The following is a 24,121-nucleotide window of genomic DNA, read 5'->3' on the forward strand; positions in this document are numbered from 1 at the left end:
GTTGCCCCATGACGAAAAACCCGAGCCCTTTTCGGGGGAATAGCAGTGGTTTAGAGTAGGCGACTTCAACTGCTGAGGAATAACTCATGAACAACCAGTTTGCCGTCATCGGCCTGGGCCTGTTTGGCAGCGCGCTGTGCGAAGAGCTGCAACGGCAAGATGCCGAAGTACTAGCCATCGATATCGACGAGAGCAAGACCCGGCAAATCGCCGCCCTCTGCAATCACGTTATCGTGGCGGATGCCACCGATGAGGCCACCGTGGCCGAGCTGGGACTGGCCAATTTCGATATCGTCTTCGTTGCCATCGGTGACAACCTGGAGACCAGCATCCTCACCACCCTCGTCTTGAAAGAGGCAGGCGTGAAGAAGGTGTGGGTCAAGGCGCGCGACAAGTTCCACGCCAAGATCCTGCAGAAAGTGGGCGCCGACAAGGTGATCAACCCGGAGTGGGACATGGGCCGCCGGGTCGCCCAGAGCATGCTGGACAACCGGCTGTTCGACTATCTGGAGCTGGGCCACGACATGGTGCTGACCGAGTTCGTGATCGGCCTGCAACAGAACGGCCGGGAACTGGGCGACTTCCACCTGCTGCAACAGAGCGATTTCCAGCTGCTCGCCATCAAGCGTGGTGACGTGCTGCACAACGTGCTGACCGGCAAGATGGAGCTGCAACTGGGCGACATCCTGATCCTGGCGGGCAACAAGCACGCCATCGACCACTGGCTCGAAACCCTATGATCAACTGGCGCAGCAGCTACGCCTTCGCCCTCCATCGGGAGCAGGACTCTCGCTGGAGCGAAGCCCGGCTGATCCTCGGCAGCTTTCTGATCATTCTGCTGATTGGCACCATCTTTCTGGTGCAACCCTCCAGCCACAATGGCGAGGTTACCTTCGTCAACGCCCTGTTTACCGCCACCTCGGCCATCAGCGTGACAGGTCTTGGCGTGGTGGATACCGGCACCGCCTTCACCCTGCAGGGGCAGATTTTCCTGTTGATGCTGATGGAGATCGGCGGTCTGGGCCAGATGACCATGACCCTGCTGCTGATCGCCATCTTCAGCAAGCGGGTCGGTCTGCGCCAGCAGGTTCTGGCCAAGGAGGCGCTGGGACAGGAAGGCTCGGTCAACATCATTCAGCTGGTCAAACGGATCGTCCTGTTCGCCTTTATCGCCCAACTGATCGGTACCGGCATCATGGCGATCCGCTGGGTGCCCGAGATGGGGTGGGTGCACGGCCTCTATGTCAGCTTCTTCCACGCAGTATCGGCCTTCAACAACGCCGGGTTTTCGCTGTTTGCCAACAACCTGATGGACTTTAGGGACGACCCCATCATCAGCCTGACCATCGCCGGTCTGCTGATCCTGGGGGGGATCGGCTTTACCGTCATCGTCGATCTGGTGCGCAACCGCCGCTGGCGCAAGCTGAAGCTGCACAGCAAGTTGATGCTGCTGATGACCCCAGCGCTGCTACTGGCCGGTACCCTGATGTTCTGGCTGCTGGAACACAACAACCCCGGCACCCTCGGCAAGGCCGGTGTCGGTGGCCAGTTGCTGGCTGCCTTCTTCCAGTCTGCCAGCGCCCGTACCGCCGGTTTCAATACCATAGATATCGGGCTGATGACCCCGGCGGCATTGCTGTTCCTGATGATGCTGATGTTTATCGGTGCCGGTGCCACCTCCACCGGTGGTGGTATCAAAGTCACCACCTTCGCAGTCGTGCTGCTGGCGACCAAGGCGTTTCTGACCAAACGGCCCCATGTCACCGCTTTTGGCCGCACCCTGTCGCCCCAGATCGTGACCCGCTCGCTGGCCATCATCATCGTCAGCACCATGGTGCTGATGCTGGCGATGTTCCTGCTGATGGTGACCGAGGATCTGCCGTTCGACAAAATCATGTTCGAGACCATCTCGGCATTTGCCACCGTCGGCCTCTCCACCGGCATCACCGCCTCCCTGAGCGAGCCGGGCAAGCTGATCCTGGTGCTGGTGATGATCTGCGGCCGTCTCGGCCCGCTGACCCTGGCCTTTATGCTGGCCCGCCCGGTCGAGACCCGCATCCGTTATCCGGAAGAGAACGTCTATACCGGCTGACCGGTTATGAAAATGGGGCAGCCACTGGCTGCCCCGTTTTTATTCGGCTTGTTGTTGCGCCTTGAGCCAGCGCCCCGGGCTCACCCCCAGCTCCCGCTCGAATGCCCGACCAAAGGCAACACTGCTGCTGTACCCCGCCCCCAACGCCACCTGCACCATGGGCTCCCCCGCCAGCAGTTGCTGGCACGCTAGCGCCATGCGCCAGTGGGTCAGATAACCCAGCGGCGCTTGACCAACCCGCTCCTGAAACCTCGCGGCAAAGCGGGCCCGCGACATGCCAGCCTCCCGCGCCAGCGTGGCCACCGTCCAGGGTTCATCCCCACGCTGATGCATCACCGAGATCGCCTTGGCCAACTGGGGATCGGAAATGCCTGCCAGCATCCCCTGCTGACACACCCCTTGCTCGACCAGATGACGCAGCAGCAGGATCAACAGTACCTCCAGCAAGCGGGAGATCAGCGGATCCTGCCCGTAGCGGGGATGAAATGCCTCGTCAAACAACTGGTTCAGCACCGGCGTCAGGGCAGGCAACTCACGTAGCGGCAGCACCAGCGAGCCCGGTAATGCCAGTTGCAACGGCGATGCGCCCCCCTTGCCGAATGCGACATTGGCGCACACCAAATCACACCCTCCCAGCATTCTGGGTTCAAGCTTGTGAGGACGTCCCCGAGGGAACAGGATCAGGGTCGGCTCCTCGAGCAGCAAGCTGGCACCCCCCTCTTCACGCAACATGACGGCGCCACTGCGCAGCAGATGAAGATGTCCGCCACTCGGGTAATCATCACTGGAGGAGTTCTGGCACAGGTTGCCGGCGAAGAAGATCTTGGCTGCGGGGGAGGCATGAACCAACAGGGCAGAGAGCGGATCCATATTTGAGACGAATAGTATTTATTTGCAGACGATGAGTGATAAACCGTATCACGAATGACGGCACACTGTCTCCCGTACCTTCACTACCACAGGAGAAGATCATGAGCCGTATCCAACCCGTATCCCAACCGCAACCCGCAGCCGCCCAGACCCTGACCACCCTGCACCGCAATCTGGGTATGGTGCCCAATCTCTACGCCACCCTGGCCCACTCACCAGCCCTGCTCAATGGCTTCCTGGCCTTTGCCGAGGCGCTTGGCAAGGGGCGCCTCACTGCCCCACAACGGGAGTTGCTGGCACTGGCCATAGGTCAAGCCAACGCCTGCCAATACTGTTTGTCTGCCCACACACTACTGGCGGGCAAGGCCGGATTCTCGGCTCAGGAGATCCGGGCTGCCCGGCTCGGCCAGGCCTCGGCTCCCCTTGATCACGCCCTGCTGCAACTGGCAACAGCGCTGGTCAGTCAGCGCGGGGTGATCAGTGACGAGCAGCTTGCTAGCGCCCGTGCCGCAGGCGTAGATGACGAGCTGCTGCTGGAGGTGCTCGGCCAGGTGGTGGTCAATACCCTGACCAACTATGGCAACCACCTGGCGGCGACCGAGATCGACTTCCCACCCGTCACTCTGACCCCTTAAACAAGGAGCCCCCATGCAGCAACATGACAAAGGCTTTCTGGTCGCTCTGGCGGGCGTGGTATTGACCCTGCTCTGGATCGGCGTCTTCAAGTTTACCCCGACAGAGGCCGCCGCCATCAAACCACTGGTAGACAGCCACCCCTTGATGAGCTGGCTCTATGGCCCCCTGTCGGAACAGAGCGTATCGAACCTGATCGGGGTGGTCGAGATAGTGATCGCCATCGGACTGGTCGTGGGTCTGTGGCAACCTCGCATCGGTTACTGGTGCAGCATGGGGGCTATCGTCACCTTCCTGGCGACGCTGAGCTTCCTGCTGACCCTGACAGGTGTCTGGAAGATGGTTGACGGCGTGCCAGTCACCGAGTTCTTCCTGTTCAAGGATCTGGTGTTTCTCGGTGTGGTTCTGCACTACCAGCACAGGATCCGTGCCAGCTTGTCCACTCAGGCAGCCTGACAACAATGCCTTTGGCGCCCAGGATGGGCGCCTTTTTTCGTTATGCCGCCCTGGTCTGACGCTTACTGGCCGTCTTGCGCGGTCGGGGCCCGCCAGTCGTGCTGGCCGCCGGACTCTTGCGCTTGGCAAAGCGCCGCTTGCTGGCACCCGGCGCCTCCTTGGGCAGGGCGCTGAAGCTGGCGCCGGAGTCCTGCCGCGCCCCCTCGATCAGGCCGTTGAGCTGCTCGGTGAGCGGGCCCATAAACTGCTGGTAGCTGCCGTGACGCTCGGCGATCTGGCCGAGGCTCTGCTCCCACAGCGCCGTCATATCCGGCGTGGTGGCGGTGGCTGGCAACGCCTGCACCAGCGCCCGCCCGGTCGGGGTCGCCTTGATGCTCTTGCCCTGACGCACCAGAAAGCGGCGCTTGAACAGCAGATCGATGATACCGGCACGGGTCGCTTCTGTGCCGAGGCCATCGGTGTCGCGCAGGGTCTTGCGGATCTCGGGATCCTGCACATAGCGGGCGATGCCGGTCATGGCCGCCAGCAGGGTGGCATCGGTGAACGACTTGGGCGGCTGGGTCATCTTCTCCAGCAGTTCGCCCCGCTCACAGAGCAGTTGCTCTCCCTCCTTCAGTGCGGGTAGCGTGCCCGCCTTCTCTTCGTCGTCATCCTCCTCGACCCCGAGCAGTGCCTTCCAACCCGCTTTCAGAATGCGCCGCGCCTTGGCCTGAAACAGGCCACCGGCGATGCGCAGCAGCACCTTGCTGTCGTTGTATTCGAATGGGGGATAGAACTGCAGCAGATACTGGCGGGCAATCAGGCCATAGAGCTTCGCCTCGTCGGCCCCCAGCGTGGCGGGGTTGCCCTGCTTCTCGGTGGGGATGATGGCGTGGTGGGCATCCACCTTGCTGTCGTTCCACGCCTTGCTGCGGATCTTGCCGTCCGCCTCGGCAACTGCCTTGGCCAGCGCGGGCGCAGTAGCGGCGATGGCGCCGCGCACCTGCTCGGCCCGCTTGAAATGGTCGGTCGGCAGATAGCGGCTATCGGATCGCGGATAGGTGATGAGCTTGTGACGCTCGTAGAGGCTCTGGCAGATATCGAGCACCCGCTTGGCATCCATACCGAATCGCTTGGCGGCATCGATCTGCAGGCTGGAGAGGTTATAGGGCAGCGGCGCAGCCTGCTTGCGGGCCTGCTCCTCCACCGACTCAACTTGTGCGCTCTGGCCGTTGATCCGGCTAACCACCTTGTCGACCAGCGCCCGGTTGAGCACCCGCCCCTCCTCATCCTGCCACGGCAGGCAGGCTTCCGATGGCAGCCACTTGGCGGTGAAACGCTCGTTGCCGTCGGTCAGCAGATGGGCCAACACCTCGTAGAAGGGTTTGGGCACGAAGGCCTCGATCTCGAGATCCCGCCGCACCACCAACCCGAGCAGCGGGGTCTGCACCCGACCGACCGAAAGCAGCTCGCTGCAACCCGCCTTGCGCCCGAGCAGGGTATAGGCGCGAGTCATGTTGATGCCATAGAGCCAGTCGGCCCGACTGCGGGCCAGTGCGGAAACCGCCAGCGGTACGAATTCCTTGTTGTCCCTCAGCTTCTCGAGAGCGCGGCGCACCGCTGGCGGGTTGAGATCGCTGATGAGGCAGCGCTGCACCGGCTTGGATTTCGGGTAGCCGAGAAAGTCGATCACCTCATCCACCAGCAACTGCCCTTCCCGGTCCGGGTCACCGGCATTGACCACGCAGTCCGCCTGCTTGATCAGTCGCTTGATGACGGTGAGCTGGGTTTTGGTCTTGGGCTTGGCCACCAGCTGCCACTGGGCGGGGATGATGGGGAGATGCTCCATCCGCCACTGCTTGAAGGCGGCGTCATAGGCATCGGGCTCGGCCTGCTCCAGCAGATGGCCGATACACCAGGTGACCACATCCCCCTGGGCTGTTTCGATAAAACCGTCGCCCTTCTTGTGGGGCTTGGGCAGGGCATCGGCAATGGCGCGGCCCAGCGTGGGCTTCTCGGCGATAAAGAGTCGCATCGGTGGCTACCTGCAATACTGTATATGCAGACAGTATACAACTGCCACCGCGAAAGCCCAACTGCCCCTACTCGTCGAACGGGTGATCGTGGATGGCGGCAAACAGCCGCGCCTGATTGAGCAGCGGCGCATAGTGGAAGGCATTTTCGCCATCTTCCGCCAGCAGGTAGTCGGTCAGCTGTTCGCGCACCGCCTCTTGCAGGGTCTCCAGCTTCCACGGCTTGGCAAGGTAGTAGTGCAACCCGCCGCGATTGACCGCTTCGACGGTGGCCTCCAGCCCCGCTTGTCCGGTCAGCAGCAATTTGCGACTGGCGCGGGTAGTGGCACGCCGGTTCAGCTCCACCAGAAAATCGACCCCCAGGGTTCCCGGCATGATGTGGTCACAGAGGATCAGCGCCAGCTTGTTGCCGTCGCGCTCCCACTCCTCCACCACCGCACGCGCCTCATCGACGCTCTCAGCCGCCTCCAGCTCGAAGTGGGAACGGAACGGGGCGAGATCATGGATCACCGCATCCAGCACCTCACGCTCATCGTCCACACATAGGATCAGATAGTGTTTGTTCATTGCTCCTCCTTGGCGACATGGTTTGGCACGCCGCGCGATTGATGCTGGCCACGGCTCAGGCCGCATGCTCCTTGTTGTGATGAGGTTCGCCCCCGTAACCGGCCTGCCCCATGCCGTCCAGCGGCAGACAGACCCGCATCCGGGTGTAACGGCCCGGCTCGGAGGCCACCTCAATCCGGCCGTGGTGCTGCTGAACTATCTGCAGCGAAACGCTCAGACCGATACCGAGGCCGAAATGGCCCTCCCGCTTGGTGGTGAAGTTGAGATCGAAGATCCGCTGCCACAGCTCGGGCTCGATGCCGCAACCGCAATCCTCTATCTCCACCATGACCCACTCGGAATCCAGCAATCCGGTACGGATGGTAAGTCGCCCCGGACCGCTCATGGCATCCAGACTGTTGGCGATCAGGTTGGTCCACACCTGCTGCAGGGCGATGGGGTGACAGCGCACCAGCGGCAGCGGCTGGTACTCCTTGCAGAGCTCATGATGCTTGAGGCGGTTTTCGAAAATCATCAGGGTATCTTCCAGCCCCTCGTGCAGGTCCACCAGCGAGGGCTCGGCCCGATCCTGCCGGGCATACTGCTTGAGGCTCTTGACCAGATCGCCGATGCGACGGGCACACACTTCGATATTGCGCAGGAAGCTGCCGGTCTGCTGGAACAGCTCCAGCCGGGAGAGCAGCGCCTCCCGCTCAGCGGCGGTGCGGCTGGCAAACCAGCGCTGCCAGTTCAGCTCGTCATCCAGATTCATCTGCACCGCCAGCCGCGCCTGCTGACGATCGCCAAAGCGCCCCTCCGCCAGCCGGGTCTTGTCACGGATCTCGCTGGTCGAGACCGGCTGGGAGGAGAGCGCCTGACAGAGGGTCTGGTTGCCCAGCCCCTTGATGGGGGCAGGCAGCTCGAGATTGACCAGATCGGGGATGGCGGCCCGCAGAGTCTCGCTGCCACGGATAATGGCTGCCACCGGGTTGTTGAGCTCGTGGGCGACACCGGCCACCAGCTGACCCAGCATCGCCATCTTTTCGCTCTCCACCAGCTGGGCGTGAGCGGCATCGAGTGAGTTGAGGGTCTGTTGCAGCCGCATCTCGGTGCGGATGCTGTTTTGCAGGCGACGGTTGAAGTGGCGCAGCAGCAGGTTGGTAAAGGAGGGGAGCAGTTCGCTGCGCGCCTGCATCACCCGGGAGAATTGCAGCTTGTCGAGCTTGATCACCTCGGCACCGGTCAGGGTCACGCCGGTGGTGAAGGCGGGTTCGCCGGTAACGAAGGACATGCCCCCCACCAGCGAGCCGGTACGGTAGTGCACCACCTCCTGATCGATCCCCTGCTCGTCCCGCTTGCGCAGCACCACCTCCCCCTTGGCGATAAACCATAGGAAGCTGTTGGGCTCCCCCTCGCGGGTCAGCACATGGCCCGGGCTGTAGTGGCGGCAGACCCGCTCCTCGTCATTTCCCTCGAAAAACTGATATAAGCCGTCGATCACCACCCGCGACAACTCTTCATCGCTGCAGTGGGTGTAATCCATAAAGCCCTGCCGATAGGCAGCCAACTGGCGATCGACATGGGCTCGCAGCAGCTTCTGGTTGTCGAGCACAGCGGCATAGCTCAGCAGGTCCGCCTCGGGACGCTGCAATACAAAGTGGCTCGCCTGCTCGATCACCGCCCGGCGCAGGCTGCCATCGCGCCAGGGGCGTTGCAGGTAGTAGTCGAGACGACCGAGGTTGACCGCCTCGATGATCGATTTCATCTCCGGCTGGCTACCCAGCAGGATCTTGCGGCACGCCTCGTGACGGCTGCCGAGGCGGATCAGAAAATCGGCCCCTCGCCCATCCCCCAGCTCGCTGTCACACACCACCACGGCGGGTGGCTGCCCCTTGCGATCCAGCTCGTCCAAGGCCAGCTCCGCCGACCCCTGACCGACCACCACCACCAGCGCGAAATGGCCGAGCAGCGGAGCCAACTCCTGTTCGAATTCGGCCAGCAGTTGCACGTTGGCGGCGACACACAGCAGTGAGAAAGGGCTCATCAGCGACACTCCGTTGAGGCTCACTGCTCACTATATCAGCGAATCTTGTGGGGTTTTGCGAGGGGGCTAACAGCTGTCGCGGAAAGTGCACAAATAGATAAAACAGAAAACAACTGAATTTAATTCGACAAATATATCAATAACAAAATAAAAGACAAAATGTGACAACAATCAAAAATATAAACCATGATGGAGGTCAACGCCTTATCCCTATCATTACTACTACTATTGGACTAGTACTATGTAGGTAATTATTGACCGTAGGAAAACGCCGCCATGATTGGAAAACTGATAAGAAAAACCTGGTTCTGGCTCCTGCTGCTCGGGGCCCTGCTGGGTGTCGCGGCACTGGGTGTCACCGTGACCGTGCTGCACAAGACCAGCTCCACCGAATTCTGCGTCTCCTGCCACTCCATGCAGACTCCGCTCGCCGAGTATCAGGGCAGTGTCCACTTCCAGAACACCAAGGGGATCCGCGCCGAGTGCGCCGACTGCCACATCCCGGGCGACCCCACCTCCTACCTGTGGACCAAGATCCGTGCCGTGAAGGATATCTATCACGAGGCGATCGGCACGCTGGATACCCCGGAAAAGTATGAAGCCCACAAGCTGCGGATGGCTCAGTCCGTCTGGGACGAGCTGAAAGCCAACGACTCCGCTACCTGCCGCAGCTGCCACAGCTACGAGGCGATGGACATTCTGGCCCAGCGCCCCAATGCCCGTGCCGAGCACCCGGTCGCCATCAAGGAAGGCCAGACCTGTATCGACTGCCACCGCGGTGTCGCCCACATCATGCCTGACATGAGCGGCCTGGCTGCCGCCGGTGCCAGCGAGCTGGCGCAGGCTGCGGCCCAGACCCCGGCCAACGTCACCACCCGTTACGCCATCGCCACCACCCCGCTGTTCCTCGATGCCGCCGCCAAGACCGACGAAGGAACCCTGATGCCTTCGACCAAGGTGGAAGTGCTAGCCAACGAAAACGGCCGCGCCAAGGTGCAGATCGAAGGCTGGCAACAGGATGGTGTGAGCGAAGTGTTCTACGCCGCACCGGGCAAACGGATCCTCAGCGTACTGGTCGGCGATGCCGCCAAGAAAGCGCTGGTCACCGGCCAGAGCGAAACCGACAGCGCCACCAACCTCACCTGGCATCAGGTCAAGCTGACCGCCTGGGTCGACCAGAGCCAGCTTATCGGCGATCAGGGCAAGCTGTGGCAATACGCCTCCACCCTGATGTCCAACAACTGCACCGGCTGCCACGGCCTCACCGCGCTGGATCACTTTAATGCCAACCAGTGGATCGGCGTCATCAAGGGGATGGAATCTCGTACCTCCCTGACCCCGGAACAGGCTCGCATGTTGACCCAGTATGTCCAGAAACACGCCAGTGACATGAGCGCGGCCCACTAAGGCTGGCACAGAGGAAAACCGTTATGACTTTTTTCAATGACAAGAAGACCAATCTGTCCCGCCGCAACCTGCTCAAGGGGCTCGGCGCCTGCGCAGCCCTGCCCCTGCTCGGCGGCATTTTTCCCAAGAGTGCGCTGGCGCAAGCCATCAGCACCGCATTGAGTCAGTTCCCGACCCTGGTGCCCGCCCAGAAGGGCATTCTGACCGGCGCCCACTGGGGTGCTTTCGAGGCGATCGTCGAGGATGGCCGCATGGTGCGCGTTCAGCCGGTGGCCGATGATCCGGCGCCAAACGATCTCATCGACATGGCGCCGTTCCAGGTGCACGCCAAGAACCGCATCAAGTACCCCATGGTACGCAAGAGCTGGCTGGAACACGGCCCGGGCGCCAAGCCGGAGCTGCGCGGTGCCGACGAGTGGGTGCGAGTAAGCTGGGACAAGGCGATCGAACTGGTGGCCGGTGAAATCCAGCGCGTGCAGAGTGACTTCGGTCCGCAGGCGATCCACGCCGGTTCCTACGGCTGGAAGAGTGTCGGCATGTTCCACAACAGCCGCACCCTGCTGCACCGCCTGATGAACCTCTCCGGCGGTTTCACCGGTTATGCCGGTGACTACTCCACCGGTGCGGCCCAAGTGATCATGTCCCACGTGATGGGCTCCATCGAGGTGTACGAGCAGCAGACCGCCTGGCCCAACGTGGTGGAGAACGCCGAACTGGTGGTGCTGTGGGGGGTCAACGCCCAGGTCACCCTGAAGAACAGCTGGAACATGCCGGATCACGAAGGTCAGGCCGGCTTCATGGCGCTGAAAGAGAAGGGCACCCGCGTCATCAGCATCGACCCCATCTACAACGAGACCGCCAAGCTGGTCGGTGCCGAGTGGATTGCGCCGAACGCCTACACCGACGTGGCCATGATGCTGGGTGTGGCTCACACCCTCTACAGCGAGAAGAAGCACGATCAGGCTTTCCTAGATCGCTACACCGTCGGCTTCGACAAGTTTCTGGACTATCTGCTCGGCAAGGATGACGGCCAACCGAAGAGCGCCGAATGGGCGAGCACCGTCTGCGGTGTCGATGCCAAGGTGATCCGCCAGCTGGCTCTCGACATGGCCGCCAAGCGCACCATGATCATGGCCGGTTGGGGCATGCAGCGTCAGCAGCACGGCGAACAGCCGAACTGGATGCTGGTCACTCTGGCCTCCATGCTGGGCCAGATCGGCCTGCCGGGCGGCGGCTACGGCTTCAGCTACCACTACTCCTCCGGTGGCAGCCCCACCGCCAAGGGTGGCATTCTGGCGGGTATCTCCGCCGGCAACGCACCGAAGAACAGCCCGGCTCCGATCCCGGTGGCCCGCATCGCCGACTGTCTCGCCAATCCGGGCAAGACCATCGACTTCAACGGCCGCAAGGTGACCTATCCGGACATCAAGCTGGTCTACGTGGCGGGCGGCAACCCCTTCCACCACCATCAGGACACCAACAACCTGCTGCAAGCGTGGCGCAAGCCGCAGACCGTGATCGTTCACGAGCCTTACTGGACCGCTACCGCCAAGCACGCCGATATCGTGCTGCCGGTCACCACCAGCTACGAGCGCAACGATCTGGAGATGGGCGGCGACTACTCCCAGCGCTATGTGTTCCCGATGCACCAGTGCGTCCCGCCCCAGCACGAGTCCCGCAATGACTTCGACATATTCAGCGCCATCGCCGCCAAGCTGGGCGTGCAGGAGCAGTACACAGAAGGGAAGGACGAGATGCTGTGGCTCAAGCAGATGTACGACGGCATGGCGGCGCAGGCCCGCGGCGCCCGCGTCGCGCTGCCGCCGTTCAACATGTTCTGGGAGTCCAACAACTACATCCGCTTCCCGATCCCCGAGGCCAACCGCCAGTGGATCCGTCACGCCGATTTTCGCGAGAATCCGCTGCTCAACCCGCTCGGCACCCCGTCCGGCAAGATCGAGATCTTCTCCAACACGGTGGCGGGGATGGGTTACGCCGACTGTGCCGGCCATCCCAAGTGGTATGAGCCCAAGGAGTGGGTGAAGAGCGAGGTGGCAGGGCGCTATCCGCTGTCGCTCAACACCTCCCACCCGACCCAGCGGCTGCACTCCCAGCTCGACAACACCCCGCTGCGGGACAAGTTCGCCATCGCCGACCGCGAGGCGATCATGATCCATCCCGCCGACGCCAAGGTTCGTGGTATCGCCCAGGGGGATCTGGTGCGTGCCTTCAACGAACGCGGCCAGATCCTGGTGGGCGCCCTGCTCTCCGAAGATGTGCGCCAAGGGGTGGTGCGGATCTGCGAAGGGGCCTGGTATGACCCGGCCAAGCCGGGCGAAACGGGCAGCATCTGCAAGAACGGCAACGTCAACTGCCTCACCTTCGACGAGGGCTCGTCCAGTCTGGCGCAGGGCAACTGCGGCCACATGGCCCAGCTGCAGATCGAGAAGTACACAGGCCCGGTGCTGGCCAACACCGCCCACGCGGTACCGGCCAACGGCTAAGGCGATTGCCACCCAATAAAAACGGCGCCATCAAGGCGCCGTTTCTTTATCTGTCTGCCAAAGCGCAGGCATGGGGATGGGTTTAGAACTCCCCCTCCTCCATATACTCCTGCGCGCACTCAACTAGCTGCGGCCACAGCTCTTCCGGCACCCAGGCGTCCGGGTCATCTTCGTCCCCGTCGTACTGGCTCCAGAAATAGCGGCGCAGGCCGGAGGCAAACTCGTCGCTGATCTCGGCCAGCTCCGAGAGCGGCCCCAACCAGGCGATGCGACGCAGGCCGGAGGCGAGATCGTTGATGGCATCCATCAGGGTGCGATCGTCGAAGCTCTGCTCCACCAGCAGGGCGAAGCGCTCGCGCGCCTGCTCGGTCTGCTCCTCGTCCAGCTCGCCCACATCGGCCAGCAGGTCGACAAAATCTTCCAGAAGGAACGCGATCAGGCCATCCCTGTCTTCAAACCACTGGATCTGGGCGCCCTTGACCCCCAGCACAGAGGCATCAAACGAATCGTCAAGGTGACACAGTGCCCACGGATCGTCGGTCATGCTTCTCTTCCTCAGGCTAAAACAAATGCCATATGTTATGCCTAGCTCTCAACTCTTGCCACCTTGGGCAACGAGAGGGAGGCGGCCAGACCGCCCAGTTCGGCGCGGCCCATGATGAAACTGCCCCGATAGGCTTCCGCCAGATCGGAGACGATATTGAGGCCCAGGCCCGAGCCCGGTACCTTCTCGTCGAGCCGCACCCCGCGCAGCACCGCCTTGGCGATCTGATCCTCGCTCATGCCGGGGCCGTCATCCTCGATACGCAGGGTGATCCAGCCCCCCAGCTCGGCGCTGGAGATGCGCAGCTCGCTGGCAGACCATTTGAAGGCGTTCTCCAGCAAATTGCCCACCATCTCGTCGAAGTCCTGCTCCTCCACCCCGACCGCCAGATTGGCGGGCACTTGCAGATCCACCGTCTTGCCCGGATAGAGGCGGGAGAAGGCGCGGCAGATATACTCCACCCGCGCCCGCACCGGGGTCGAGACCCCGAGGATCTTGGCGGCGCCGGTCACCCGCGCCTTGCCGAGGTGGTAATCGATATGGCGCTGGATCTGGTCGAGCTGCTCGCCGATGGCGGCCTGATCCTCCGGCGGCAATTGAGCCACCTGATTGCGCATGATGCTGAGCGGCGTCTTGAGGGCGTGGGCCAGATTGCCGGTGTGGGAGCGCGCCCGCTGCAGCAGCTCGCCGTAGTGGTGCAGCAGCCGGTTGATATCCTCCACCAGCGGCTGGATCTCCAGCGGATAGCGCAGCCGGAACCCCTCCTGATGACCCTCGTGAACCCGCCCCAATTCGCGGCGCAGCAGGTGCAGCGGCCGCAAGCCGTAGACGATCTGGAACATGAAGCCGAGCACCAGGCCGGCGGCGGCAAAGCCGAGGCCGAGGAAGAGGCTGATGCGGGTCTTGTTGAGGGTCTGGGTCAGGGCACTGCTGTCCTTGGCCATCACCAGAGTGAACACCCGATCCGAACCGGGCAGCAACACGGTGCGGGTCATGATCAGCAGCGGCTCCTTGTTGGGCCCCTTGCCGACGAAGAGGTCGGGATCGCCAAAGGCGGACTTGAGGCCGTCGCTCTTCAGATTAGTATCCCACAGGGAACGGGAGCGCCCCACCACATCGCGGCCCAGTTCCAGCTGCCAGTAGTAGCCGGAGTAGGGTTGATTGAAACGGGGATCGGAGAGGGAGCCGGTGACCACCGGCAGGCCGGTTTTGGCCACTTCCAGCCGGGAGAGCAGATCATAGAGCTGCAGGCGCAGGCCATCGGCCTCCGCCTCCTGCCAGTAGTTGCGCATCATGGTCTGCAGACTGAAACCAGTGGCGAACAGAAACAGCCCGCACCACACCAGCGCGATGGCGACCAGTCGCCCCCGCAGGGTTCTGACCAGCCTCATTCGTTGATCCGGTACCCGAGGCCGCGCACTGTCTCAATCAGATCTGGGTTGGTTTTCTTGCGGATCCGGCCGATGAACACCTCCACGGTGTTGGAGTCACGGTCAAAATCCTGAGCATAGATGTGGTCGATCAGCTCGCTACGCGACACCACCTTGCCCCTGTGCTGCATCAGGTAACCCAGCACCCGGAACTCGTGGGCGGTCAGTTTGATGGGAGTCCCTTCGTACCACACCTGCGACGCAGCCATGTCGAGCCGCACCCCACCAATCTCCAGAATGGAGCTGGCGTTGCCTGCCGCCCGGCGCACCAGCGCATGGACTCGCGCCACCAGCTCGGCCACCTGGAACGGCTTGGTAAGGTAGTCATCGGCACCGGCGTTGAGCCCTTCGATCTTCTCGTGCAGCTGACCACGGGCGGTCAGCACCAGCACAGGGGTATCGATCCCCTTGCTGCGCCACTCTTTCAGCACGCTCAGGCCATCGCGCCCCGGCAGGCCGAGGTCGAGAATGATGGCGTCGTAGGGTTCGGTCTCGCCGAGGAAACCGGCCTCGTTGCCATCGTGACAGAGGTCGGTGACAAAGCCGGAGAGGCGCAGCTGTTCGGCCAGCTGGCCAGCCAGAATTTTTTCGTCTTCAACAATCAGAATTCGCATGAACAGGCTTCCACACAGGGGTTATTCATCATCCTCGACCGGGGGCTTTGGCGGTTCGAACAACCGCTCCAGATGGTGGCCCTTGGCCCACACCAGCTCAAGGTTGTCGGCCCGATAGGCTACCTTGATCACGCTGTTTTCCCGATCGATGACTCGCAGTTCATAGAGCCAGATACCATCCTCTTCCCCCAGATCCACCCGCAACACCCGCACCGGCAATCTGGCCGCCACCTCCATCATTTCATGGAAGGGCCGAACCCGTCCCTCATGGACAGCTTGCTGCAGCATGGCTTCATCAGGCGTGACCGCCTGTGCCAGCAACGGCAGCAATAACCCAAGCAGAGGGAGTGCTCTATTCATGGATGATTCATCTCCAAAAACCTAACATAATGGCGTTTATAGTCTGCCAGCCATGAATCCGGAATGAATATGATCCCGCGCAGTTTCCTGCTGATCCTTTGCCTGTTGAGTGCCACAAGCTGGGCGGCCCAGAGCCGTCTCGACATGGCCGGGCTGGTCAAACTCCTGCTGGCGCAAGGGTATCACGACATTCGGGAAGTGGAGCTGGAAGGGGACAAATTCGAGGTCAAAACCCTCAATCACCAGGATCAGAAGGTGCATCTCATCGTCGATGCCTACACTGGCGAGATCAAACAACGAGAGGCCGATTAGGCCTCTTTTGCATTCCAGCGCCCCCGCATGGGGCGCAGCAGTTTCTCCCGTCTCGGCCAGAGCAGGGCGCAGGCCAGCAGCAGGTAGATGAGGGGCTCCCCCCAACCGCTCTTGAGCGACCACCAGTAATGCACCGGCACCAGCAAGGCGATGGCATAGACCCAGTTGTGCAGCTTCTGCCATGTGGCGCCCATGCGGCGCTGCAATGCGGGCAGCGAAGTGATGCTGAGGGCGGCCAGCAGCAGCAATGCCACCATCCCCACCACTATGTAGCTGCGCTTGACCAGCTCGCCGCCAATCAGACCCCAGTCAAACTGCAGATCCAGCCCCAACCACGCCATGAAGTGGAGCAGCGCCCAGGCAAAACACCAGAGCCCGAGGGGGCGGCGCAGCTTGATGAGTTGCCCCTGCCGCCAGCGCTTGGCCAGCGGCGACACCAGCAGGGTGAGCAGCAGCAGGTGGAGCGCTCCCTTGCCGAGGTAGTGAATAAGCTCGGGCACCGGATCGCCCCCCAGCAGCCCTGCCGGAATGGCAAACCCTAGCCAGAGCAGGAAACCCAAGGAGCCCAGATGCACCAGCGCCCGCAGGCCGCTGATATGGGCCGGTTTCAATCTCAGTACCATTGGCGCAGATCCATCCCCTGATAGAGCGAGGCGACTTCGTCACCATAGCCGTTGAACATCAGGGTCGGCTGACGCTTGGCGCCAAACACCCCGCCCTCGCCGATAAAGCGCTCGCTGGCCTGACTCCAGCGCGGGTGATCCACTTGCGGATTGACGTTGGCGTAGAAGCCATATTCGTTAGGAGCCAGCAGGTTCCAGGTGGTCGGCGGCATCTCCTCCACCAGCCGGATCGAGACGATGCTCTTGATGCTCTTGAATCCGTACTTCCACGGCACCACCAAGCGGATCGGTGCGCCATTCTGGGCGGGCAGGGTCTTGCCATAGAGCCCCATCGCAAGGAAAGAAAGAGGATGCATCGCCTCGTCGATACGCAGCCCCTCCACATAGGGATACTCGATGCCGCCCCCCAGACTGGAGGCCTGCCCCGGCAGCTGTTTCGGATCAAACAGGGTCTCGAAGGCAACAAACTTGGCGCGACTGGTGGGCTCGGCACGGCGGATGATCTCTGCCAGCGAGATGCCGTTCCAGGGCAGTACCATGGACCAGGCTTCAACGCAGCGCAGCCGGTAGATCCGCTCCTCCAGCTCGCTCTTGTTGATGAGATCCCACACATCGAGGGTAAAGGGCTTGGCCACCTCCCCCTCCACCTTGAGGGTCCAGGGTTCGGGCTTGAGGTAATGGCCGTTGCGAGCCGGGTCGGACTTGTCGGTGCCGAGCTCATAGAAGTTGTTGTAACTGGTGGCCTTCTCTTCCGGTGTCAGCACCAGATTGGCCGGGCGCTCGGCAGGCTTGCTGTTGAGCGGTTTGGTGGCTAACTGGGGAGCATCCTCTTTGCCGCGCAGCAGGTCGAGCACTCCGGCCTGAGTGGGAAACGCCAGAGTAGCCGCGCCCAGACCCAACCCTTTGAGAATAAGGCGGCGGTCCTGATAGACGGCTTCCGGGGTGACATCCTGTTCGGTGAGGGGGTGGGCGGTACGACGCTTGATCAACATGAAAAACTCCCGGGGCTGAGTGAGGCAGTATGGATAAGACCCGCCCCGGCAGATTTTTATTTCACACAAATTTACATCATGTGGTGCAGGGGCAGTGCCTTGGCCATGGTGCCGACCAGAAACAGGACTACGAACACCAGCAGGGGAACGATCACATTTGGCGCCATCAGACTCACTCCATGAGCAGGACAGGGCCTCTAACTATGGCCGACTGTCAGGCCGGTCACCAATGAATTTTTTTCGCGAGCGCAAGCGTATTCCTGAGTTGAAAAGGGTGATGAAGATCACACACAATTCGGCCCCCGCTTGCCGCCCCGATTGCCGGGGGTAGGCTGCCCATTTTGCGAAGCCAACTGAAGAGTCGCCCCATGAGCCCACTGATCGCCATCGCCATCACCACTGGAATTCTCTCCGCCGTCTGGGGCTGGATTGCCGTCGCGTTCGGCCTTATCTCCTGGGTCGGCTTTCTCGGCTGCACCAGCTATTTCGCGTCAAGCGGTGGCTACAAGGCGCTGCTGCAGACCATCTTCTGCAACACCAGCGGCATGCTGTGGGCACAGCTGCTGATCCATGGCGACAGTCTGTGGGGAGCGGGTGTGGCGGGTTACGTGATGACGGGGGTGGTCGCAACCCTGATGTGCGTACAGGCCAAGCAGCAGTGGCTCGGCTACATTCCCGGCACCTTTGCCGGTTGCTGTGCCACCTTCGGGGCGGCTGGCGAGTGGCGGTTGATCCTGCCCTCCCTCATCATTGGCGCCTTGTTCGGTTACCTGATGAAGGCGAGCGGCCTCTGGCTCTCCCATAAAACTCAAAAAGCCGATGCCGCTCCGGCGGTGGTTGATCCCGCCTGATTTATCCCTTCGATTTGAAGTTTGCAGCTTCGATACCGTGCCGATTCAATAACTTGTAAAAATCGGTACGGTTTCTGCCCGCCATGTTGGCAGCCAGGGTCACGTTGCCCTCGGTGGTGCGCAGCAAACGGATCAGATACTCCTTCTCGAATTCGGCCCGCGCCTCGTTGAACGAGGGGATGCCGCCGCCGCCGCCACTCAGGGCGGACTCAACCATGGAGACCCCGATCACCGGGCTGCAACAGAGGCTGGCGAGCTGCTCCACCACGTTGCAGAGCTGGCGCACGTTGCCGGGCCAGGCAGCGGCCGCCAGCATCGCCAGCGACTCGGGCGAAAAACCCATGGCGGCGCAGTCGCTGTGGCGGCTACGGTAATCGTCGAGCGCCTGACGGGCCAGCAGGGGGATATCCTCGCTGCGGGCACTGAGAGACGGCAAGGTGATATTGGCAACGTTGAGACGGTAGAAGAGATCTTCCCGAAAACGCCCCTCCTCCATCGCCTTGACCAGATCCTGATGGCTGGAGCTGAGCACCCGCACCTCCGGCGTGCCCTGACCATACTCCTCCATCACCTGCAGCAGCTTGGCCTGCAGGGATTCGGAGAGGCTGCCAATCTCGTCGAGAAACAGGGTCGCCCCCTTGGCCTGCTCGAACAGCCCTGACTGGCCATCTTCACCAAACAGCTGCAAGTCGAGTGACGCCCACGGAATGGCGGCACAGTTGATGGTATGAAGCGGCTTGTCGCGCCGCTGGCTGGCCTGATGCAGCGCCTGCGCCATCGCCCCCTTGCCGGAGCCTGACGGCCCCATGATCAGCACGGGCACCTCCATGGTGGCGATGCTGTGCGCTTGGATCAGCAGCTGCTCCAGCTGGGGATTACGGGTCAGGATCAGCGACTGCCACTCCTGCTGCTGTTTCGGCCGCGTCAGGCTCAACGCATGTTCGATGGTGGCGAACAGCTCATCCTTGTTGATGGGTTTGGTCAGAAAGCTGAAGACCCCGGAGCGGGTCGCCTGAATGGCGTCCGGGATGGTGCCGTGGGCGGTCATGATGATCACCGGCAACCCCAGCCACTGAGCCTGGATCCGCTCGAACAGCGCCAGACCGTCCATGCCGGCCATCCGCAGATCGCTCAGCACCAGATCGGCCCGTTGCTGACGCAACCGGTCGAGGGCCCCTTCCGCGCTGTCGGCGGTATCCACTTCATAACCCTGACTGCGCAGCCGCATGCTCATCAGTTTGAGCAGGCTGACGTCGTCATCCACCAACAGGATCCGGCTCATGGTATTACCTCACGATTCTCGTTCAGCTTGCGCTGGTTGAGCTGGTCGTCGATAGCGGTCAGCTGCTCGATCTGGCGGCGCAGCCGCTGGATCTCCTGACTCTGGTCATCGCGACGGCTGTCGCGGGCCAGCAGCTGCTCGCCGAGGGCGATCCAGCTGCGCAAAAAGGCCTGCGCATCGAGACCCAGTTCGGGCAGCATCTGCTTCAGGCGCGCCAGACCGGCGGTGCGATTGGCCACCGATTCGGCGGGGTGGGAGTCCACCATGGCCAGACTGACCCGGCTCTCCAGATCGTCAGCCCCTTTCAGACGCTGACGCTCCTGCACCCGTTGCTGGGGGTGACTGGCCAGCAGCCAGTCGGAGTATTGCAGACGCACCTGCATCTCCTTGTTGGCAAACTCCATCCGCTTGGCAAAAGCGATATCGGAGGACTCCCGCTCTGCCTGTTGCGGCAGCAAGGAGCAACCCGCGAGCAGCCCTGCCATCAGAGCTGGAAATACGCGTTGTATCTTCATAGTCCTCATTTCAACGTCAACCTGAAACAGACATCCGCCTGTTCATCTTCTACCAGAACCAGTTCCCCCCCCAGGCTGTTGGCAGACTCGCGGGCGATGGAGAGGCCCATGCCCGAGCCTTTCAGGAGGCCTTGCCGCACAGTGCTGCCCTGCTCGAAGGGTTCAAAAATACGTTGCTGATCGGCCACGGGGATCTTGGGCCCCTCGTTGGCCACTTCCAGCCAGCTTATCTGTTCATTCTGCCCCGCCCTGATCCAGATATTGCCCCCGCTGGCGCCGTAACTGACGGCGTTGGAGAAGAGGTTATCGAGGATCAGTCGTAGCCGGTAGGGCTCCGCCCACAGGGTAACCGGCACGGTCGGCAAGTGTACACGGATCTGCTTGGACTCCAATGCCAGCCGGTACTCGGCAGAAAGTTCCGACAACATCGGCAGCAGGGGGACGGGCTCCAGTTCGAAGGCCTCCTGCTGACTGAGCCGGTTGAAGTCGAGCAGCCGCTCGATCAGGGTCTGCAGGCGCCGACTGTTCTCATCGAGCATCTGGCAGATCTCCAGCTGATCCGGCGTCAAAGGCCCGACCAGCTGCTCGCAGAGCAGATCCGTCCCCTCCCGCAGCACCGCCAGCGGGGTCTTGAGCTCGTGGGATACATGGCGCAGGAACTGGTATTTCTGCAGCTCCAGCTCCTTGAGTTTGTCGTGCAGCCAGACGATCCGCTCCCCCAGCAATACCAGCTCGGCAGGGCCGTCAACCGGCTTGGGATCGGGTTCGACCCCGGCACCCAGACTCAAGATGCGCGACTCAATCTGTCGTACCGGGTGGATGATGAGGTAGGTGAAGATAAAGACCATCAGCAGGCTGAGCGCCGCCACCGCACCGCTCACCCACCAGAGCTCGCTGGTCAGTCCGGCGATGGTGAGCTGCACCCGATCCATGTGTTCGTCAACCCGGCTGCGGGTGACTATTTCGAGCTGCTTGTTGGCATCGTTGAACTGCTCGAGCTTGTCCCCCGCTGCCGCAGCCCGGGCCAACGCGGCATCCTGCAGGCTGTCGAGCCAGGCCAGCCCCTGATCGAGCCCGCTGTAGAGCTGGCCGTCGGTGATGGAGTTGCGGTGTTCCGCCAGCAACACCCGATACCCGTCGAGTTGCTGCTGGTAGCTGGTGAGACTGCGGCGATCCCCCAGCACCGCGAAGCGGCGCAAGGTTCGTTCGATATCGATGGCTTGCGCCGTCAGCAGGGTGGCGCGGCGGGTATCCTTGACCGCCCGCTCCATCTCGTCGCTGGTGAGCTGACTGAGGTGGGCAAGGGAGGTGCTGTTGTGCCAGATCATGCCGCCCAGCGGCATCAATACCAGCACAAATCCCATCAATACCACCTGCAGCAGGGAGCGTGGGCGAACCTTGGTCATCATCTCTTCTCTTGCATTCTCACCGGTGCGCCAGCATAGCCGCACCGCCCCAAAAAACAAAACCGGCCAACAGGCCGGTTTGTATTATCTGGATTGTGGTGATTCACGCCAACGCGACAGAGGCCAGACAGATAATCATGATCATCGCCAGCGCGCCCGAGGCGGTCAACAGCGCCCATTTCAGCTCCACACTCATGCAAACCTCCTTTCTGCCAATCAGTGCCGGATCACAATAGATAAGACAATGTTAAGCCATAGTTAATCCGATAACCGTGAGCTGCGTATACATTTCAGATGAGCCCAACCCCGGGAAGGTGAGCATGTTCTATCTGTGTAGCATTGGTTCCAATATTGACCCGCATATCCATGTCAGCCGCGCGCTGGCCGAGCTGTTTGCGAACGTCGGCCCCCTGCGGCTGAGTTCGGTGATCCGCACCAAGCCGGTGGGAATGCACTCCAGCCACGACTTTCTCAACTGCCTGCTGGTGGTGGAGAGCCCGCTCGATGCCGCCCGCCTCAAGCAGCACTTTGTCGCCCTTGAAGTGGCTCACGGCCGGGATCGCAGCGATCCGCTCTGCAAGGTGCACGACCGGCCACTCGACATCGATATTCTGGCCAGCAACAGGAGCGGTGACTTTGCCTCGGCAGAGGTCGATTCCTATCTGGCGGAGCTGCTGGCCGAGCTCTATGGCCATGGCGAAGTGCATGACCCCAAGGTGGCGCTGCAAGTGACGCTTCCTGCCCCGTCGGGCAAGCTCAAACCCGGCAAGGGCTTGCTGACTCGGCAGGTCGGGCTGGGGCCGCTGGTGCTCGGCAACCTATCAGAGGGTGGCCAGCGCGCGCCCGCCATCTACCTTGATGCTGGCCCCCGTCATATAACTGTTCCCCATCAGTAACTGCACCGCCTGCCAGATGGGCTCAAGCCCCCCCTCCCGCGCCAGCGGTGTTTTCGCCAACACCTGCTGGCGCCATGCCTCGTCATGCTCGTCGAGAAACAGGATTGGCCCCGGCTCTATGGTGTTGACTCGCACCGCAGGCGCCAGCTCCCGGGCAAAGCTCATGGCCAGCGAATGGGCTCCCGCCTTGGTGGCCACATAGCTGGCAAAACGGGGGGCCGGGGCATGGATATAGATATCAGTGATATGAATGATGCTGGCGTTGGGATTGCTGGCCAGCTGGGGGGCCAGCGCCCGGTTTAGCTGGAAGGGGGCCGCCATGTGTACCCGGTAGAACTGCTCGAACTGGGCCAGTTGCGCCGCCGGATCAGTTGCCTGCGGCTCGAAGGCCGAAGCGTTGTGGATCACCAGCGCCAGATCCTGATGGGTCGCCAGCACATCGATCAGCTTGCCAACGTCCTCTTCCCGACCAAAATCCGCCTGCACCAGCTCGACCCCCAGTGCCGCCAGCGTGGCCAGCTCCGGCCGCTCGCTGCGATAACTGCCCGTCACCTGCCAGCCCGCCGCCACCAGCTGTTCACAGAGATAAAATCCGAGTCGACGGCCGCAGCCCGTAACCAATGCACGCATACGATCTCCTTTCCCTTTCATGGTCTTGCATGAACGAAGCCCGCCTGCCAGCGGATCACCGCCGATGGCTTGTGCCTATCAATCCCTGCGGCACAAGCCATTGGTCGCGGGCCACCCGCCCGCGTCATAGTGGCGGCCCCCCCCTCTTGCGGAGTCACCACCATGCTGAAAGTACACCACCACATGGGTCGCCTGACCCACTCTCTCACTGCCGGACTCGGCCTGGCCGAGGCGCTGGATCGCCTGCATCAATCGGGTCTTGGCGGCCTGCCGGTGCTGGATGAGCAGAAACGGCTGATCGGCTTTCTTTCCGAACAAGATTGCATCCCCAGCCTGCTCACCGGCAGCTACCACTGCGATACCCGCACCCGGGTGGAGGATCTGATGAACCGTTCGCCCCTCTCGGTCGGGCCGGATGAGAGCATTCTGGAGCTGGCTCGCCAGATGGCCGATGCCAAGCCCAAGATCTACCCGGTGCTGCAACAGGGCAAGGTGATCGGCATAATCAGCCGCCGTCAGGTGATGCAGGCCCTCAACCAGCAGATGAAGGTGTGCCAGCAGACCTAGATCTGGTAACGCCCCTTGTCACCGATATCGAAGTGCAGGGGCATCCGCCACTTGGCCAGCGCCAGCAAGGTCAACAGGGCGCCGCAGACCAGCGCCACCAATGCGGCGGCCCACTCCACCCGCAACCACTCCAGCAGCCATAACGCCGGCAACAAAATGGGCACCAGCTTGATGCCGGGAATGGCGAAGCAAAACTGCTCCTTGAACGCCAGCCCGGAGAGGGTCGCCAACGCCGCCCCCAGCACCAGCGCATCCGGTGCCCCCACCGCTGCCAGGGCCAGTGCGCCCCACCCAAATCCCTGCAGAATCAGGCGAATCCGCTTGTCGTAGATATGCAGCGAGAAGCCGCAGATTGCGCTTGCCACTGCCAGCGACATCAACCATTGTGCCGACGGGAGCAGTGCCATCCCGCTCAGCAGCGCCGCACCGCGGCAAAGCAGCAACAGGGCTGCCGCACTCAAGCCAAGGCGGTAGAGCGAGACGGTCAACTTGTCGATCCCGTCCAGCGGGCTCTCGATTTCAGGATTTGCCATAA

Annotated in this window: 26 protein-coding genes; 10 read left to right on the plus strand and 16 right to left on the minus strand. The window is 62.1% G+C overall.

Features of this window, described 5'->3' with window-relative positions; translation table 11 throughout:
- Window positions 1-86 precede the first annotated feature (86 nt).
- Together ACTG2U_RS11750 and ACTG2U_RS11755 are read left to right on the plus strand one after the other, a co-directional pair.
- Window positions 87-740, plus strand: coding sequence for a potassium channel family protein (locus ACTG2U_RS11750; RefSeq protein ID WP_005339863.1), 654 nt, complete (start codon window positions 87-89; stop codon window positions 738-740).
- Window positions 737-2,092, plus strand: coding sequence for a TrkH family potassium uptake protein (locus tag ACTG2U_RS11755; RefSeq protein WP_439974511.1), 1,356 nt, complete (start codon window positions 737-739; stop codon window positions 2,090-2,092). The genes ACTG2U_RS11750 and ACTG2U_RS11755 overlap by 4 nt, the downstream gene beginning before the upstream one ends.
- A 39-nt stretch (window positions 2,093-2,131) precedes the next feature.
- On the opposite strand, the gene ACTG2U_RS11760 is transcribed toward ACTG2U_RS11755, so the two are convergent.
- Window positions 2,132-2,962 (minus strand): cupin domain-containing protein, encoded by an 831-nt coding sequence (locus tag ACTG2U_RS11760; protein ID WP_439974512.1) that lies wholly within the window; start codon window positions 2,960-2,962, stop codon window positions 2,132-2,134.
- A 101-nt stretch (window positions 2,963-3,063) separates the two neighbouring features.
- Here ACTG2U_RS11760 and ACTG2U_RS11765 point away from each other — a divergent pair, with 101 nt between their 5' ends.
- Window positions 3,064-3,597: a carboxymuconolactone decarboxylase family protein gene (locus tag ACTG2U_RS11765; protein WP_421321390.1), complete on the plus strand. Its 534-nt coding sequence runs from the start codon at window positions 3,064-3,066 to the stop codon at window positions 3,595-3,597.
- Between the two features lie 13 nt (window positions 3,598-3,610).
- Complete coding sequence (locus ACTG2U_RS11770; protein ID WP_439974513.1) at window positions 3,611-4,051, plus strand: DUF417 family protein; 441 nt, start codon at window positions 3,611-3,613, stop codon at window positions 4,049-4,051.
- Window positions 4,052-4,091: 40 nt separating this feature from the next.
- Here the strand turns inward: ACTG2U_RS11770 and ACTG2U_RS11775 are convergent, their stop codons facing one another.
- From ACTG2U_RS11775 to ACTG2U_RS11785, 3 genes are all read right to left on the minus strand, one after another.
- A complete protein-coding gene (locus tag ACTG2U_RS11775) occupies window positions 4,092-6,065 on the minus strand; it encodes a DNA topoisomerase III (RefSeq protein ID WP_439974514.1) in 1,974 nt (657 codons plus the stop codon).
- 67 nt (window positions 6,066-6,132) lie between these two features.
- Complete coding sequence (locus ACTG2U_RS11780; RefSeq protein ID WP_042054822.1) at window positions 6,133-6,630, minus strand: response regulator; 498 nt, start codon at window positions 6,628-6,630, stop codon at window positions 6,133-6,135.
- Between the two features lie 55 nt (window positions 6,631-6,685).
- Entirely contained in the window at window positions 6,686-8,653 is a 1,968-nt protein-coding gene (locus ACTG2U_RS11785) for an ATP-binding protein (RefSeq protein ID WP_439974515.1), read from the minus strand.
- Between the two features lie 276 nt (window positions 8,654-8,929).
- Between ACTG2U_RS11785 and ACTG2U_RS11790 the strand changes: the two genes are divergently transcribed.
- Both ACTG2U_RS11790 and torA read left to right on the plus strand, forming a co-directional pair.
- A complete protein-coding gene (locus tag ACTG2U_RS11790) occupies window positions 8,930-10,060 on the plus strand; it encodes a NapC/NirT family cytochrome c (protein WP_005339847.1) in 1,131 nt (376 codons plus the stop codon).
- Window positions 10,061-10,083: 23 nt separating this feature from the next.
- Window positions 10,084-12,564: a trimethylamine-N-oxide reductase TorA gene (gene torA / locus ACTG2U_RS11795; RefSeq protein WP_439974516.1), complete on the plus strand. Its 2,481-nt coding sequence runs from the start codon at window positions 10,084-10,086 to the stop codon at window positions 12,562-12,564.
- Window positions 12,565-12,646: 82 nt separating this feature from the next.
- Here torA and ACTG2U_RS11800 read toward each other — a convergent pair whose 3' ends face one another.
- From ACTG2U_RS11800 to ACTG2U_RS11815, 4 genes are read right to left on the minus strand one after another with little or no spacing between them, the layout of a single operon-like run.
- Window positions 12,647-13,108: a hypothetical protein gene (locus tag ACTG2U_RS11800; protein ID WP_439974517.1), complete on the minus strand. Its 462-nt coding sequence runs from the start codon at window positions 13,106-13,108 to the stop codon at window positions 12,647-12,649.
- A gap of 41 nt (window positions 13,109-13,149) precedes the next feature.
- Window positions 13,150-14,499: a sensor histidine kinase gene (locus ACTG2U_RS11805; RefSeq protein WP_005339828.1), complete on the minus strand. Its 1,350-nt coding sequence runs from the start codon at window positions 14,497-14,499 to the stop codon at window positions 13,150-13,152.
- Window positions 14,496-15,152 (minus strand): response regulator transcription factor, encoded by a 657-nt coding sequence (locus ACTG2U_RS11810; RefSeq protein WP_005339826.1) that lies wholly within the window; start codon window positions 15,150-15,152, stop codon window positions 14,496-14,498. Before ACTG2U_RS11810 ends, ACTG2U_RS11805 begins: the two co-directional genes overlap by 4 nt.
- A gap of 21 nt (window positions 15,153-15,173) precedes the next feature.
- Window positions 15,174-15,512 (minus strand): PepSY domain-containing protein, encoded by a 339-nt coding sequence (locus ACTG2U_RS11815; RefSeq protein WP_005339825.1) that lies wholly within the window; start codon window positions 15,510-15,512, stop codon window positions 15,174-15,176.
- A gap of 63 nt (window positions 15,513-15,575) precedes the next feature.
- On the opposite strand from ACTG2U_RS11815, the gene ACTG2U_RS11820 reads away from it, so the two are divergent.
- Window positions 15,576-15,824 carry a PepSY domain-containing protein gene (locus ACTG2U_RS11820; protein WP_335812522.1) on the plus strand — a complete coding sequence of 83 codons (249 nt, stop codon included), beginning with the start codon at window positions 15,576-15,578 and terminating at the stop codon, window positions 15,822-15,824.
- Here ACTG2U_RS11820 and msrQ read toward each other — a convergent pair.
- Window positions 15,821-16,447, minus strand: coding sequence for a protein-methionine-sulfoxide reductase heme-binding subunit MsrQ (gene msrQ / locus ACTG2U_RS11825; RefSeq protein WP_042054824.1), 627 nt, complete (start codon window positions 16,445-16,447; stop codon window positions 15,821-15,823). The genes ACTG2U_RS11820 and msrQ overlap by 4 nt on opposite strands.
- Window positions 16,438-17,439, minus strand: coding sequence for a protein-methionine-sulfoxide reductase catalytic subunit MsrP (gene msrP / locus ACTG2U_RS11830; protein ID WP_005356348.1), 1,002 nt, complete (start codon window positions 17,437-17,439; stop codon window positions 16,438-16,440). Before msrP ends, msrQ begins: the two co-directional genes overlap by 10 nt.
- 368 nt (window positions 17,440-17,807) lie before the next feature.
- On the opposite strand from msrP, the gene ACTG2U_RS11835 reads away from it, so the two are divergent.
- Window positions 17,808-18,290 carry a DUF1097 domain-containing protein gene (locus ACTG2U_RS11835; protein WP_439974518.1) on the plus strand — a complete coding sequence of 161 codons (483 nt, stop codon included), beginning with the start codon at window positions 17,808-17,810 and terminating at the stop codon, window positions 18,288-18,290.
- Window position 18,291: 1 nt separating this feature from the next.
- Here the strand turns inward: ACTG2U_RS11835 and ACTG2U_RS11840 are convergent, their stop codons facing one another.
- From ACTG2U_RS11840 to cydH, 4 genes are all read right to left on the minus strand, one after another.
- Window positions 18,292-19,572: a sigma 54-interacting transcriptional regulator gene (locus ACTG2U_RS11840; RefSeq protein WP_005339807.1), complete on the minus strand. Its 1,281-nt coding sequence runs from the start codon at window positions 19,570-19,572 to the stop codon at window positions 18,292-18,294.
- Complete coding sequence (locus ACTG2U_RS11845) at window positions 19,569-20,096, minus strand: hypothetical protein (protein WP_005356347.1); 528 nt, start codon at window positions 20,094-20,096, stop codon at window positions 19,569-19,571. The genes ACTG2U_RS11840 and ACTG2U_RS11845 overlap by 4 nt, the downstream gene beginning before the upstream one ends.
- Entirely contained in the window at window positions 20,093-21,493 is a 1,401-nt protein-coding gene (locus tag ACTG2U_RS11850) for a sensor histidine kinase (RefSeq protein WP_031227888.1), read from the minus strand. The genes ACTG2U_RS11845 and ACTG2U_RS11850 overlap by 4 nt, the downstream gene beginning before the upstream one ends.
- 103 nt (window positions 21,494-21,596) lie before the next feature.
- Complete coding sequence (gene cydH, locus ACTG2U_RS11855; RefSeq protein ID WP_005339800.1) at window positions 21,597-21,689, minus strand: cytochrome bd-I oxidase subunit CydH; 93 nt, start codon at window positions 21,687-21,689, stop codon at window positions 21,597-21,599.
- 124 nt (window positions 21,690-21,813) lie between these two features.
- On the opposite strand from cydH, the gene ACTG2U_RS11860 reads away from it, so the two are divergent.
- Window positions 21,814-22,389 (plus strand): 2-amino-4-hydroxy-6-hydroxymethyldihydropteridine diphosphokinase, encoded by a 576-nt coding sequence (locus tag ACTG2U_RS11860; RefSeq protein ID WP_335812523.1) that lies wholly within the window; start codon window positions 21,814-21,816, stop codon window positions 22,387-22,389.
- Here ACTG2U_RS11860 and ACTG2U_RS11865 read toward each other — a convergent pair.
- Complete coding sequence (locus ACTG2U_RS11865; RefSeq protein ID WP_335812524.1) at window positions 22,315-23,019, minus strand: SDR family oxidoreductase; 705 nt, start codon at window positions 23,017-23,019, stop codon at window positions 22,315-22,317. The genes ACTG2U_RS11860 and ACTG2U_RS11865 overlap by 75 nt on opposite strands.
- A 162-nt stretch (window positions 23,020-23,181) precedes the next feature.
- On the opposite strand from ACTG2U_RS11865, the gene ACTG2U_RS11870 reads away from it, so the two are divergent.
- A complete protein-coding gene (locus ACTG2U_RS11870; protein WP_129504900.1) occupies window positions 23,182-23,586 on the plus strand; it encodes a CBS domain-containing protein in 405 nt (134 codons plus the stop codon).
- On the opposite strand, the gene ACTG2U_RS11875 is transcribed toward ACTG2U_RS11870, so the two are convergent.
- The gene (locus tag ACTG2U_RS11875) at window positions 23,583-24,119 is read right to left on the minus strand and encodes a DUF2301 domain-containing membrane protein (protein WP_047440355.1); all 537 of its coding nucleotides are present in this window, start codon (window positions 24,117-24,119) and stop codon (window positions 23,583-23,585) included. The two genes, ACTG2U_RS11870 and ACTG2U_RS11875, sit on opposite strands and share 4 nt — an antisense overlap.
- Window positions 24,120-24,121 lie beyond the last annotated feature (2 nt).

This window comes from Aeromonas sp. 95A (genome assembly GCF_051919235.1).
Lineage (GTDB): Bacteria > Pseudomonadota > Gammaproteobacteria > Enterobacterales > Aeromonadaceae > Aeromonas > Aeromonas veronii.